Genomic DNA, 13,195 nt, shown 5'->3' on the forward strand with positions numbered 1-13,195 from the left:
TTTCAAAGGAACCTCATCCCCCACGAATGCGGGAGACGGGGTATCAACATATCTGGCGTTGACTTTTGGCACGCTGTTGAGTTCTCAAGGAACGGACGCTTCCTTCGGCCTGCCCTCGCGGGCTTCCTCCGGGCGCTTCCCTTCGGTCTTGCGTCTCCGACTCTATCAGATCCTTTCGGCCCTGACTTTCGCCGGTGCGATTCGGCCTTTCGGCTTCTTCGCGGTTCCAACCTTACCAGATCCGTTTCCGTCTCCGGCCCCCTGTTGGAGCGGGGTTCGGCCGCTTCGCTTTCGCTTTTCGACCTTTCCGACTTTATCAGATCTTCTTTCGTTCCGGGCGGCTCCCGGAGGAGCTGCGGTCGGTTCGAATTTCGTTCCGATTCCCCGTCGGCGGGGTGATCACTACGTTAGCGGAATTCCCCGGTGACGCCTAATCAGACGCCCGGAACGAATTTCGACATGCGGAATTCAATCCCGTTGAGGAGCCGTGCAGTAGTGAGGTGCCGCTGAAGTGCGGCGTAGTGGCTGCGTGGAACCTGTCGGATCCGTGGCAACTCGAAGACTCTACATGACCCTGCGGGTGCGGAACGACTGGGGGACGCGTCCACGGTGGGTGGGGCTGGCTCGGATCGGTGGGTCGCCGGAGGGCCTGGACGTCGAGTTGCCGGTGAACGAGGGTGCCGTCTTCTCGGTCCGCTGATGGTTCGCTGCTGGCCGGGAGGTGCGCCGACCGTCGGCGACAGACGTTGCGGCAGGAGCGACCGGAGCGGTCCATGGTGCCTCCGTGCCCGTGCCTGGATGCCGGGCGTTCACGCGCCGTGGTGGGTTGCTTCGGGCGTCCGCCTGGCCGTGGAGGTGTGTCGCGCCACGGCTCGGGTGCGCTCGCCACGGGGATGTACTGCCAGGGCGTCTATGGCCGGCTGTGGGGAGGGTGGGGCCTTTCTTGGGTGGGGCTTTTGTTGTTGGGGGTGGGATGTGGGGGTGTTGAGGAGGGTGGGGTAGTTGAGGAGGGGGATGGCGGCGGAGGCTTGGTGGGCGGCTTGGAGCATGGTGGTGAGGGCAGTGGGGTTGTTGAGGGTGGCGTTGCGGGCGGTGAGGGCTTCTTCGGTGGGTGGGGCCAGGAAGGTGCCGGTGGTGCGGCCGCCTTCTTGGCAGCGGGTGACGTAGGGGCGGAGTTGCTGCTCGTAGCGGGCGAAGGCTTGGCGGTGGTCGCCGGCGGCCAGGGCCAGTTCGCCGGCGAGGACGTAGGCGCCGACGAGTGCCGAACCGGTGCCCATGCCGCCGACGGTGGCGCCGTAGGCGGCGTCGCCGAGCAGGGCTACGCGGCCCGTGGACCAGGTGGGTACGTCGACGCGGCTGAGGGAGTCGAAGTAGAGGTCGTCGGTGTTCCAGAGGGTTTCGATGAGTTCGGTGGTGCGCCAACCGGCGCCCTCGTATGCCTGGGCAATGGCCTTGCGTGAAGAGTGCGGGTCGCGGCGGTCGTAGGTCAGTGGATCGGAGGCGAAGACGCAGAAGGTCTCGCCGTTGTAGGACGCTTCGCTGGCGCGGCGGGGGACGCGGCCGACCGTTATCAGGCGGCCCGGCTCGTTGTAGCCGACGGCGCGGGCGGCGAGGTCCGGGGCCGCGCTCGTGGGGAGGTCCCAGCCGGCGACGTAGTAGCCGAGGTGGCTGACGAATGGGGATTCGGGGCCGAAGGCGAGGCGGCGGACGGTGGAGTGCAGGCCGTCGGCGCCGACGACCAGGTCGAAGGCGCGGGGCGCGGCGCGCTCGAAGGTGGCGTGGACGCCGTCGGTGGTTTCGGTGAGGGAGGTGAGGGAGTCGCCGAAGAGGTATTCGGTGGGGGTGGTCTGGGTGTGGGTGTGGGCGTAGAGGAGTTGGGAGAGGTCGGAGCGGAGGATTTCCATGTCGCCGGCGGCGAACTCGAGGGGTAGGGCGGCGACTTGACGGCCTTGGGCGTCTATGAAGGTCATCGGGGCGCCGTCGGTGCGGTGTTGCTTGAGCTTGTCCAGGAGGCCCATGCGGTGGAGCACCGTCAGGTGGGCCTCGCCGCGGAAGTCGACCGCGAAGCCGCCGCCCCGGAGGGCGGGGGCGAGCTCGACCACGGTGGGGCGGTAGCCGTAGCGGGCGAGCCAGTAGGCGAGCGCCGGGCCGGCGATGCTGGCGCCGGAGATCAACACGGTGCGGGCGGGCGGCCGAGTCGTCAGGGGTGTCGTTGAGGGCGTTGTGGCGTTGGCGTTGAAGTGGGAGTGGGAGTGGGAGTGGGAGTTCGAGCTGGAGTTGGACATAGGGGTCCCCCGTCTTGGTGCGCCGCGGAGTGGAGTTGGTGGTGCGGTGGTTCGGCGGCGCGGGCGAGTTAACTGTATCCACCGGACACAGATATGTATACCCCCGGACACAGTTTTAGGATGCGAGGGTGGCTGGAGATGGGAAGAGCAGTGTGTTCGGGGAGCAGGCGGGCAGCGTGGAGCTGTTGTGGGGCGGGCGCGGGCGGCCCAGTCGGGGGCCCAAGCCGGCACTGAGTCTGGAGCGCATCACGCGGACGGCCATCGGGCTCGCCGACGTCGGCGGGCTCGGCGCGGTCTCCATGCAGCGCGTGGCGGCGGAGTTGGACTTCACGAAGATGTCGCTCTACCGGTATGTGCCGGGCAAGTCGGAGCTGGTCGCGCTGATGATCGACGCGGCGATGGGGGAACCGCCTGAGCTGGCGGGCGCCGCGACCGGCGACTGGCGGGGCGCCTTGCAGCAGTGGGCGGAGCGGCTGGCGGAGGTCTACCGCCGACATCCGTGGCTGTTGACCGCCATGGTGGGCCCGCGGGTGATGGGCCCGCACGAACTGGGCTGGACGGAGCGGGCGTTGGCGGCGCTGTCCGGTACCGGGCTGGCGGGCGGCGAGCAGTTGGACGCCGTCGTGGTGGTGAGCGGGCACATCCGGGCGATCGCGCAGGTGTCGGCGTCGATGTCGACGTCGATGGGGGTGGGTAGCGCGCGGGCGAAGGGGCCGGAGGCGGTGATGAGCGCGGCGCTGAACGAGTTGCTCGTCGGGCGGTCCGAGCGGTTCCCGGCGCTGGCGGCGGCGGTCGCGGACGTGGCCGGGGGCGAATCCTCGGATCGGGCCGGGGAGTTCGGGTTGGAGCGAATTCTGGACGGGCTGGCGGCCTATATGGAGCGCGGGCGGCAGGGCTGAGGCCCGGGCCGGGGAGCGTAGCCGCGCGCCGGCTTCCCCACGTTCTTCGTCACGTCACGTCCTCGCGCCGTCGGCCTCCCGTGCCCGGTGGGCGGGAGGCCGACAGTGCGAGGACGGAGGCCGCGTTACAGCCGCACCGCCCTGCGGGGCTGTTCCTTCGCGCCCGTCAGCAGGCCGTGCAGGGTGGCGAATTCGTCGACGCACTTGGCGGTGCCGTTGACGACGCAGTCCAGGGGGGCGTCGGCGACCATGACGGGGACGCCCATCTCCTGGCGGAGGCGGCGGTCCAGGCCGTGGAGGAGGGCGCCGCCGCCGGTGAGGGCGATGCCGCGTTCGATGATGTCGCCGGAGAGCTCCGGCGGGCACTCGTCGAGGGTGCGGTGGACGGCGCGGACGATGGCCTCGACCGGTTCGGCGAGGGCAGTGCGGATCTCCTCGGCGGTGACCTCCAGGAGCCGGGGCAGGCCGCTGAGGTGGTCGCGGCCGCGGATGGTGTAGGAGGCGGGGAGGGGGGACCCGTGGGAGTGGGTGGCGGCGTCCGCCTCGGCGTCCCCGTCGGCGTCGGAGTCGGTGTCACCGACGGTCGTGGTGGCGCGGGTGAGGGAGCGCAGGAGGTCGGGGTCGATCGGGTCCGGTTCCCACGTGGCCGAGCCGATGGCGATCTTGATGTCCTCGGCGGTGCGCTCGCCGATGGCCAGGCCGTGTTCCTTCTTGATGTACGCGGCGATCGCGGTGTCCATGGCGTCGCCGGCGACCCGTACGGACTGGGCGGTGACCAGGCCGCCCATGGAGACGACGGCGACCTCCGTGGTGCCGCCGCCGATGTCGACGACCATGCAGCCGATCGGCTCGTCCACCGGGAGGCCGGCGCCGATCGCGGCGGCCATCGGCTCCTCGATCAGGTGCACCTCGCGGGCGCCGGCGCCACGGGCGGAGTCGATGACGGCGCGCCGCTCCACCCCCGTGATCCCGGAGGGGACGCAGATGACGACGCGGGGGCGGGAGAAGCGGCGGCTGGGCAGGGCCTTCTTCATCAGGGCGCGGAGCATCTGCTCGGCGGCGTCGAAGTCGGCGATGACGCCTTCCCGTAGGGGGCGCATCGCGGTGATCCCGGAGGGCGTGCGGCCGATGGTGCGTTTGGCTTCCAGGCCGACGGCGACCACGTCGCCGGTGGCGTTGACGGCGACCACGGACGGCTCGTTCAGCACCACGCCTTTGCCGCGGGCGTAGACGAGGGTGTTGGCCGTGCCGAGGTCGATGCCTATGTCGTACGTGCCGGACGAAGTGCTGGACGCCATGGGGAGTTCGCTTGCTCTCTCTCGGGAGGACATTGCGCCGCAGAGACCGTCATTGGCCGACCAATGACGGGAATTGCGGGCAATTATCTAGACTACTGGGGGTGCTGAATGGTTCCTGCGGGGGCCGATGCGCCGGCAAAATCCCGGGACGCGGGGCGGCGGGGGTCAGGGGTCGGGCGGCAGGGCCTCGGCGAGCTCGTCGAGGGCGTCGAGGAGGAGTTCGGCGACGTTGACGGGGAGCCCCTGCTGGGCCTCCTCGGCGCGCCAGCGCTCCCACGCGGCGCGCGGCGCGCTCCAGTCCAGGGGGTCGCCGTCGCGGACGGCCTGGGCCGCGCGGTCCAGGGCGGGGCGGAGCGCGGTGGTGAACGCGGCGGCGCCGGGCGAGGGTTGGGCGTCCTTGTCGGGCAGATGGGCCTCCAGGATCATCGTGACCCGGCCCATGGTGGCGAGCGCGGTGTTGGCGTTGCGGGCCGCGTGCAGGGAGAGGCCGTGGTGGCGGACCGGCTCCTTCTCGGCGCGGGCCTCGGTGACCTCCCAGGCGGCGCGGGCCGCGCGGCCGTCCAGCAGGGTCTCGCGGACCTGGCGGGGGCGACGCTCGGCGGGCCGGGCGTGGGCGTCGAAGACGGCCAGGGCGTAGCGGCCGTTGGCGGCGAGCCAGTCGGCGAGGCGGTCGCGGAGCCGGGGCGTCTCCCAGGCGGGGAAGAGCGCGTAGGAGAGCATCGCCAGCACCCCGCCGATGAGGGTGAGCACGAGGCGTTCCTCGACGGTCTGCTCCCAGCCGGCGCCGGCGATGCCGAGCAGGAAGACGACGTAGGCGGCGACGCAGGCCGAGGTGACCGAGAAGCCCGTGCGCATCAGCAGGTACATCAGGAACACGCAGAGCAGGGCGAGCGCGGCGCTGGTGTAGACGCCGGGGTGGGCCAGCGCCATCAGGGCACCGGCGACGGTGACGCCGACGAGGGTGCCGGCGAAGCGGGCGACGCCGCGGGAGTAGGTCTGCGCGAAGTCGGGGCGCATCACCATGACGGAGGCGAGCGGCGCCCAGTAGCCGTGGCCGAAGTGCAGGGCGGCGCCCAGGAGGTAGCCGACGGCGGCGACCGCGGCGACCCGCAGCGCGTGCCGCAGGATCCGCGAGGACCAGCAGGCCTCGCGGCGCAGGGCGCGCAGGGCGACCGGCACCAGCCTGGGGACACTGGGGCGCAGCAGGTGGCCGCGCTCGGCCGCGGTGGTGGGGCGGGTGGCCTCGACGGGCTCGTCGGTGAGCTCGACGGCGTCAGCGAGGAGGGAGATCAGCCGGTAGGCGGCGCGGCGGCCCGGGCCGGTGAGCATCGGCCCGGTGGGCGGGACTTCGAGGGTGGCCATGGCTTCCGGGGGCAGCCGCACCGGCCTGGCGTGCCGTACGGCGTGTGCGACGGCGTCCAGGACGGTGGCGGCGGCGCCCAGCAGGTCCCGGACGCGGTCGCGTTCGGGGCCTTCCAAGGGGGCGCCGACGACCGGGTCGGCCAGGGAGGCGAGGACCGGACGGACGCGTTCGGCGAGGCCGCGGGGGCCGTGCAGTTGGACGGGGCGGCGGCGGGCCTGGCGGGGCGTCACGGCGGAGGCGAGACGGGCGTCCATCAGGGGCGCGGGGTCGAAGGGGGCGACCGGATCGTGCCGCAGCCGCCGGGCGTAGTCGGCCTCGGCGGCCAACGCGTCGGCGAGGGCGTCGCGCTGGATGCCCCAGGGGCGCACCGGGAACAGGACGATCAAGGCGGCCTGGACGAGGCCGCCGAAGGCGATCAGCGCGGCGTGTTCCAGGGCGCCGACGACGGACGTCGGGAGGGTGACGGTGATCAGCATGATCGCCACGGTCTGGGTGCCGGCGAGCCCGGAGACCGGGCCGATCGCCCAGGCCATGCCCGCCAGGAACGTCCAGCCGACGAGCAGCGCGACGAACGCGACGTCATGGGCGGCGGCGAGGTAGCCGAGGAAGGTGGAGACCGCCAGCGCACCGGCGACGGCCAGCGCCAGGACCGGGCGGGGGCGCATGCTGCGTTGGAAGGTGACGATGCCGGAGGCGAAGGCGCCGAAGGCCGAGGAGACCGCGAGGGCCGGACTGCCGCGCCAGAGGCACAGGCCGATGACGACGGCCACGCCGACCGTCCCGCGGACCGCGATCACCGGGGTGAGCTTGGCCCGCTCGATGCTCAGCCCGGAGCGGGCGGCGTCCCTCAGCGCGCGCGACCAGGTCATAGCCAGAGGATACGGGCCGGGAGCTGGGGTGACGGGGTGTCGGACCCGGGGTGCCCCGGGGCGTGCGCCGGTGGTCCGGGCGGCGGGTCGGGGGCGCGCGAACGAGCCTGCGCGCGGCGGGATATCGGATGCGGCGGACGAGCGGCGCGGAGGGTCCGTCTGGCATCAGCGGCGCGCCCCCACCGGGAAAATCACGGTAAACCGGATCTCCGTTGAGCGTAAACACCACAGGTCAGAGCGGGGTGCGGACTTTGGGGAGCGGGCGGTGCGAGGAAGCAGACACGCCCGGAGGGAAACCTGTGCCCGCCCCGTCCCCTCTTGCTGGCCGGTCGGGACGTCTCCCGGCCCGTTCGCCAAGGAGAAGGTCCCGTGCGCAAAACCCTTTTCAAACCGGTGGTCGCGTTGATCGCCCTGACCGTCATCGGCACCGCGGCAGGCTGCGGCACGAGCGACTCCCAGAACACCCCCGTCCGCTTCAGCGGCCCCAAGACGGGCGCCGCCATGCAGACCGCGCCGACCAGCAAGAACTCGCTGGTGCAGATGCCCACCCACCCGATCAGCTTCCAGGAAACGAGCAAGGTCGGCGGGGCCGGCGGGAACACCCCCATAGCCGTGACCAACTACCACGGGAAGAAGTCCGGCTTCACGGGGAAGGTCTGGGTCTGGGCGCCGCCGGAGTACTACGAGAAGAAGAACGCGAACAAGGGCTTCCCGGTCATGGAGGCGCTGCCCGGCGCCTACGGTTACCCGGTCAACTACTGGATCGGCGCCGACCTCAAGCTGGAGGAGAGCCTCGCCTCCTGGTCGAAGGCCGGCAAGAGCCTGCCGTTCATCGTGGTGATGCCGGTGCTCAACCCCAACGACAAGCAGTACTACGACGGCAGCGACATCCCGGGCCAGCCGAAGATCGGCACCTGGTTGAGCAAGGACGTCCCGGATCTCGTCCGGGAGAACTTCCGCACCCTGAAGACCCGCAACGCCTGGTGCATCATGGGCTCCTCGTCGGGCGGCTTCTCGGCGCTGAAGAACGTGCTGCAGAACCCCAACGACTTCAAGGTCGCGATCCCCAACGGGCCGGACATCGTGCCGGACTCGCCGCTGTGGCGCGGGCACCTGTCGGCGATGCGGGAGAACAACCCCGAGGTGCTGGCGCACCGGCTGATCGCCCGCGGCGGACCGGACGTCTACCTGGCCTTCCAGGACGGCTCCCGGGAGAACACCGTGCTGCCGAAGGTACGGAAGTTCATCGCCCAGTACGGCCACGGGCCGGTGAAGACGCGACTGCAGATCGTGCCGAACGGCACGCACAGCGGCGCCACCTACGTCCAGGGCCTGGGCATGGGCACGATGCAGTGGGTCAGCGCCCAGATGCAGGGGCCGACCGGCTGAGCACGGACCGGTCTCAGGACGGTCGCGGCGGACAACAGCTCCGCCGCGGCCGTCTTTTGTGTGCCGGCCCGCTCCGGGGTCTGTCCGACGGGTCAGGGTCGGACAGGCCCTAGGACACCACGTCCTTGCGGGCGAAGCCGCGGAAGGCCAGGGCTATCAGCACCAGTGCGTAGGACACCGAGACCGAGGCGCCCTGGAGCATGCCGGACCACTCCAACTGGGGCTGGAGGGCGTCCACCCAGGAGAACTGCCAGTGCGCCGGCAGCACATCGCGCCAGCCGCCGAGCGCGGTGACCTGGTCGAGGACGTTGCCGACGATGGTCAGGCCGACGGCGCCGCCGACCGCGCCCAGCGGGGCGTCGGTCACCGTGGACAGCCAGAACGCCAGTGCTGCGGTGACCAGTTGGCCGACGAAGACATAGCCGGTCACGATCGCCAGCCGCACCACGGCCTCGCCCGCGGGAAGGGTGCCCCCGGTGGGCAACTGCAGCGGCCCCCAGCCGTACGCGGCGGTGCCGACCGCCAGCGCGACCACCGGCAGCAGCAGCATCGCGGCGGCGCTGAACGCCAGCCCCACCGTCAACTTGCTGAGCAGCAAGCGGGCGCGCGGCACCGGCGCGGCCAACAGATAGCGCAGCGAGGACCAGCTCGCCTCCGAGGCGACGGTGTCCCCGCAGAACAGCGCGACGGGCACCACCAGCAGGAAGCCGGCGGAGACGAACAGCGCGGTGGCGGTGAAGTTGGCGCCGGAGGCGGTGGCGGTGGCCATCAGGCTGATCCGGCCGCTGCCGCGGGCGCTGGGGTCGCCGCCGATCGCGAACGCCACGACGAGGACGAACGGCAGCAGCGTCAGGACCGCGGCGATCACCAGGGTGCGGCGGCGCAGCAGTTGGCGGCGGGCCTCGACGCGCAGCGGGAGGGTGCGCCGGGCGCGGTAGCCGGGCGCCGCCACCGGGGTCGTCGCGGTCATCGTCGGTCTCCTTGGATCAGGGTGAGGAAGGCGTCCTCCAGGCGGCCCTGCGGGCCGACACGGTGCACCGGGACCTCCAGCCGCACCAGCTCGGCCAACAGCCGTGGGACGCCGGCCGGTTCGGCGAGCCGGACCAGCAGGCCCTCGTCGGCGCGGACCGCCGAGACCACGCCGGGCAGTGCGCCGACCTTCTCCACCACCGCGTCCGGCAGCGGCGCGGCGGCGCCGACGCCGATCAGCACGGTGTCGCCGGCGCCCACGATGTCGGCGACCGGTCCGGCCTGCACCAGTTGGCCGCGGTCCATCACGACCAGGTGGGTGCAGCTCTGCTCGACCTCGGACAGCAGGTGGCTGGAGACGATGACGGTGCGCCCGGCCGCGGCGTAACGGATCATCACCTCGCGCATCTCGCGGATCTGCGGCGGGTCCAGGCCGTTGGTCGGCTCGTCGAGGATCAGCAGGTCCGGCAGGCCGAGCATGGCCTGGGCGAGGGCGAGGCGCTGCCGCATGCCCTGCGAGTAGGTGCGGACCGCGCGGTCCAGGGCGGCGCCCAACCCGGCGATCTCAAGGGCCTCCTCGGCGTGCGCGTCGGCCGCCGGCCGGCCCGTCGCCCGCCAGTACAGGTCGAGGTTGGCCCGGCCGGACAGGTGTGGCAGGAAGCCGGGGCCCTCGACGAACGCGCCGACCCGGGACAGCACCGGCGCGCCCGGCCGGATCGCCCGCCCGAACACCCGGACCTCGCCGCCGTCCGGGCGGATCAGGCCCATCAGCATCCGCAGGGTGGTGGTCTTGCCCGCACCGTTGGGCCCCAACAGGCCCAGCACCTGGCCGCGTTCGACGCGGAACGTCAGGTCGCGTACGGCGTACCGCTCCGCGGACTTGGCGTAGCGCTTGGTCAGGCCGGTGATCTGGAGCGGGACGTCGGCCAGGGCCGGGTCGGGGGCGGGCGCCGCGGTCCGCCGGCGGGCGGTGAGCAGCAGCGCGCCGGCGGCGGCCGCGGCCGCCGCGGGCAGTATCCACGTCCAGGTGGGCAGCGGGGCTGCGGCGCTGCGCAGCTCCGGCACGGTGGGCACGTCGAGCTCGCCGGAGGCCAGGGAGGCGGTGTAGGTGGCGGGCTCGGCCGGGGTGGCGTAGCCCAGGTCGGTGGCGGACAGGACCAGGCGCAGTCGGTGGCCGGCGGCGAAGTCGTGGTCGACGGCGGGAAGTTGGAGCCGCACCGTGCGGCCGTCCCGGGCGCCCTCGACGCGGTAGGGCGTGACCAGTTGGGACGGCAGCAGCTGGCGGCGGCCGTCGGGGGCGACGTCGTAGAGCTTGGCGAAGACCACCGCGTCCGGGGAGCTGGAGCGGATCCGCACGGTGGCGGTGGGGCTGCCGGTGAGGTGCACGGGGGCGCGCAGCGGGGCGGAATCGAAGTGGGCGTACTGGCCGGGGAAGTCCAGGGAGAGGCCGCCGGCGCCGAGGGCGGAGAGGTTGCCGAGGGCGCCGGCACCGGGGACGGCGGAGATCGCGGGCGGTGCGGCGCCGGCCGGGTTGGCGAAGCGCTGCTCCCGGCCGGTCAGGGCCAGGCGGCGGGGGTCGTGGTCCAGGCCCGGATAGCGGTCGGCGCTCGCGCCGCGCAGCCGGACGGTGCCGGCGGTGGTGTCCACCGCCCCGCCGCGGCTGACCCGGAACGCCGGCCCGGTGGCGGCGTGTTCGTCGCCCTTGAGGTAGCGGTCGAACCAGGCGGCGGTGCGCGCGGTGAGCCGGGCGGTCTCCCGGTCGCCGCCGTCGTGCCCGCCGGCGCTCCAGTCGACGGCTACGGGGGCGCCGTTGTGGCGGAGCGCCCGCGCCATGGCGTCGGCCTGGCCGAGCGGGAACAGTGAATCGGTCTGGCCCTGCATGAGCAGGGCGGGCACCTTGATGCGGTCGGCGACGGCGGACGGGCTGCGGGCCGCGAGGAGTGCGCGGGCCGCGGCGTCCGGCTTCCCGCTGACCGCGACCCGTTGGTACATCGCGCACAGGGCGGGCTGGAAGCGGCCGCAGCCCCCGGAGCCGGCGGGGCCGGGGGCGGACGGGGCGGGGGCGCCGCCCGGGGCGCCGGTGGGCGAGCCGGCCGACCCGGTGGTGAAGAAGATCCCGGCCCACAGCTTCTTGAACACCCCGTTGGGGAACAGGGCGTCGGCGAGGTTCCAGTAGGTGATCTGCGGGGCGATGGCGTCGACCCGCGGATCGTGGCCGGCGGCCAGCAGCGCGACCGCGCCGCCGTACGAGGCCCCGGCGATGCCCACGCGCGGGTCGCCGGGCTTGTCGAGCCGCACCTCGGGGCGCTTGGCGAGCCAGTCGATCAGCCGGCTGACGTCGGCGACCTCGGCGGCCGGGTCGTTCAGCCCGATCGCCCCGGTGGACCTGCCGAAGCCGCGCGCCGACCAGGTCAGCACCGCATAGCCCCTACGGGCCAACTGCTCGGCCTCGGGCCGGACATCGGCCTTGCTGCCGCCGAAGCCGTGGGCGAGCAGGACCGCGGGACGCCGCCCGGCACTGCCGCCCGCGGTGAAGAAGGAGGTGTCGATCCGCACCGACGCCCGACCGCCGGGCGACGCGGGCATCGCCAGGACACGGTCCTCGCGGTGCACGGCGGGCGGCACGTCGGAAGCGGCGGCGGCCCAGGTGCCGCCTCCTACGAGGAGCGCGAGCGCGCCCACGATGGCGTAGAGCCGGCGTCCGCGCAGTCGGAGATCCATGACTGAATCCTAGGTACCGGCACTGACAACCGCCCCGTCCCGCGGGCCGAACCGGGCGCCCTCCCACCGCAGTAGCCCGCCCCGGGCCCGTACCGCGTCCGTCGTACGGGCCCGACCAGGCGAGCGGGGCGGGCCTCCGCCCGTCGGCTCAGTACCGCGGCGGGCCGTAACCGCCCTGCGGGTGCTGCCCGTTGCCCGGCGGCATGGGCGGGCCGCCGACCGGGGGCATGGGCGGCGGGCCGGGCTGCTGCCAGCCGGCCGGCGGCGGCGCGACGGGGCCCGGGACGAAACCGGGGGCGGCGAACGCGGGCGCCGGGACGGGCTGTTGCCAGGCCGGCGCGACCGGCTCGCCACGGGCCATCAGCGCTACCAGGACCAGCGAGCCGAACAGGTCGAGCGCCAACTGGGCGTCGCCGATGATGTTCATGCCCGGCAGCACGTCGCTGATCTTGAACAGGGTGCCGGTGCCGATGCCCTCGACGACCGTCAGCACGGCGTTCGGCAGCAGCGCGAGGGCCAGGCCGAAGGAGAGCCCCCGGGCCGCGCAGCCGCGGGCCAGGCAGTTGATCCCGGCGATCGCGGTCAGCAGGAAGAACACCACCGCGTACCAACCGGGCGCCAGCGACAGCAGGGTGGACAGCACCCCCTTGCCCAGGTAGAGCATCTGGAACGACTCGCCGCCGACCTGGACCAGCAGGTAGACCTGCCAGACGACGTAGCCCAGCGCCATCGCGCCGAGGATCAGCCCGCCGAGCACACCGCCGGCCGTGGCCGGCCGGGCCGGCGGGCCGCTGGGCGCCGGGCGCGGCCAGGACCGCATCCCGGCCAGCAGCACCACGCCGGCGACCAGCGTCAGCAGGAACAGCGCCAGGCTGGAGAGGAAGACCCCGTCGAAGGTCGCGGTGCCGGCCTTGGCGCTGCGGAACCAGCGGTCGTCGTCGGTGTGGCTGCCGACGCTCACCAGGGCCTGGAGGGCGGTGGCGAACGTGGCGGTGGTGGCCACGGCCAGCAGCCCGCCGGCCGAGCGGCGACCCGCGAACGCCGCCACGGCGGCGGTCGCCTGGAGCAGGCAGAAGCCCAACTGGACGGGATTGGTGACCTCGTTGGGGCCCGGCCCGTGCGCGCTGGTCCAGCCCTCCCAGACGCCGACGATGCCGAACTCCCCTATGTCGACGACGAACCAGCACGCCGTCCACAGGAAGAACAGTAGGCAGAGAATTCCGCCGGTGATCCGCGCGCCCTTGGCCAGCGCCATGCCTCGTGCCATGTCGTCCCCCGTCATGTCGATACCGCACCGCCCGCGCACGCAGGCGACCCGTCACCGTAGCAACGGAGTTGGCCGCGGTCTCCCCCAGGGTCACGGTCCGCTGCCGCCCGGACGCCGGGGGTGACGGCCGGGCGG

Annotated in this window: 9 protein-coding genes; 3 read left to right on the top strand and 6 right to left on the bottom strand. The window is 72.9% G+C overall.

Features of this window, described 5'->3' with window-relative positions; translation table 11 throughout:
* Window positions 1-547 precede the first annotated feature (547 nt).
* On the top strand, window positions 548-700 hold the full coding sequence (locus ACIQU6_RS17885; RefSeq protein WP_403482572.1) for a hypothetical protein: 153 nt from the start codon (window positions 548-550) through the stop codon (window positions 698-700).
* A 109-nt stretch (window positions 701-809) separates the two neighbouring features.
* Here the strand turns inward: ACIQU6_RS17885 and ACIQU6_RS17890 are convergent, their stop codons facing one another.
* On the bottom strand, window positions 810-2,177 hold the full coding sequence (locus ACIQU6_RS17890) for an FAD-dependent monooxygenase (protein WP_403482651.1): 1,368 nt from the start codon (window positions 2,175-2,177) through the stop codon (window positions 810-812).
* Between the two features lie 236 nt (window positions 2,178-2,413).
* Between ACIQU6_RS17890 and ACIQU6_RS17895 the strand changes: the two genes are divergently transcribed.
* A complete protein-coding gene (locus ACIQU6_RS17895) occupies window positions 2,414-3,184 on the top strand; it encodes a TetR/AcrR family transcriptional regulator (protein ID WP_403482573.1) in 771 nt (256 codons plus the stop codon).
* Between the two features lie 125 nt (window positions 3,185-3,309).
* Here the strand turns inward: ACIQU6_RS17895 and ACIQU6_RS17900 are convergent, their stop codons facing one another.
* Together ACIQU6_RS17900 and ACIQU6_RS17905 are read right to left on the bottom strand one after the other, a co-directional pair.
* A complete protein-coding gene (locus ACIQU6_RS17900) occupies window positions 3,310-4,482 on the bottom strand; it encodes a rod shape-determining protein (RefSeq protein WP_403482574.1) in 1,173 nt (390 codons plus the stop codon).
* Between the two features lie 165 nt (window positions 4,483-4,647).
* Window positions 4,648-6,714, bottom strand: a complete 2,067-nt coding sequence (locus tag ACIQU6_RS17905) for an FUSC family protein (protein ID WP_403482575.1) — start codon at window positions 6,712-6,714, stop codon at window positions 4,648-4,650.
* Window positions 6,715-7,083: 369 nt separating this feature from the next.
* Here ACIQU6_RS17905 and ACIQU6_RS17910 point away from each other — a divergent pair, with 369 nt between their 5' ends.
* Window positions 7,084-8,103 (top strand): alpha/beta hydrolase, encoded by a 1,020-nt coding sequence (locus tag ACIQU6_RS17910; RefSeq protein ID WP_403482576.1) that lies wholly within the window; start codon window positions 7,084-7,086, stop codon window positions 8,101-8,103.
* Window positions 8,104-8,212: 109 nt separating this feature from the next.
* Here ACIQU6_RS17910 and ACIQU6_RS17915 read toward each other — a convergent pair whose 3' ends face one another.
* From ACIQU6_RS17915 to ACIQU6_RS17925, 3 genes are all read right to left on the bottom strand, one after another.
* Window positions 8,213-9,073 carry an ABC transporter permease gene (locus tag ACIQU6_RS17915; protein WP_403482577.1) on the bottom strand — a complete coding sequence of 287 codons (861 nt, stop codon included), beginning with the start codon at window positions 9,071-9,073 and terminating at the stop codon, window positions 8,213-8,215.
* Window positions 9,070-11,793 (bottom strand): alpha/beta fold hydrolase, encoded by a 2,724-nt coding sequence (locus tag ACIQU6_RS17920; protein ID WP_403482578.1) that lies wholly within the window; start codon window positions 11,791-11,793, stop codon window positions 9,070-9,072. The genes ACIQU6_RS17915 and ACIQU6_RS17920 overlap by 4 nt, the downstream gene beginning before the upstream one ends.
* A 148-nt stretch (window positions 11,794-11,941) precedes the next feature.
* Complete coding sequence (locus ACIQU6_RS17925; protein ID WP_403482579.1) at window positions 11,942-13,075, bottom strand: hypothetical protein; 1,134 nt, start codon at window positions 13,073-13,075, stop codon at window positions 11,942-11,944.
* Window positions 13,076-13,195: the final 120 nt, after the last annotated feature.

This window comes from Streptomyces sp. NPDC090442, from assembly GCF_044769405.1.
Classification (GTDB): domain Bacteria; phylum Actinomycetota; class Actinomycetes; order Streptomycetales; family Streptomycetaceae; genus Streptomyces.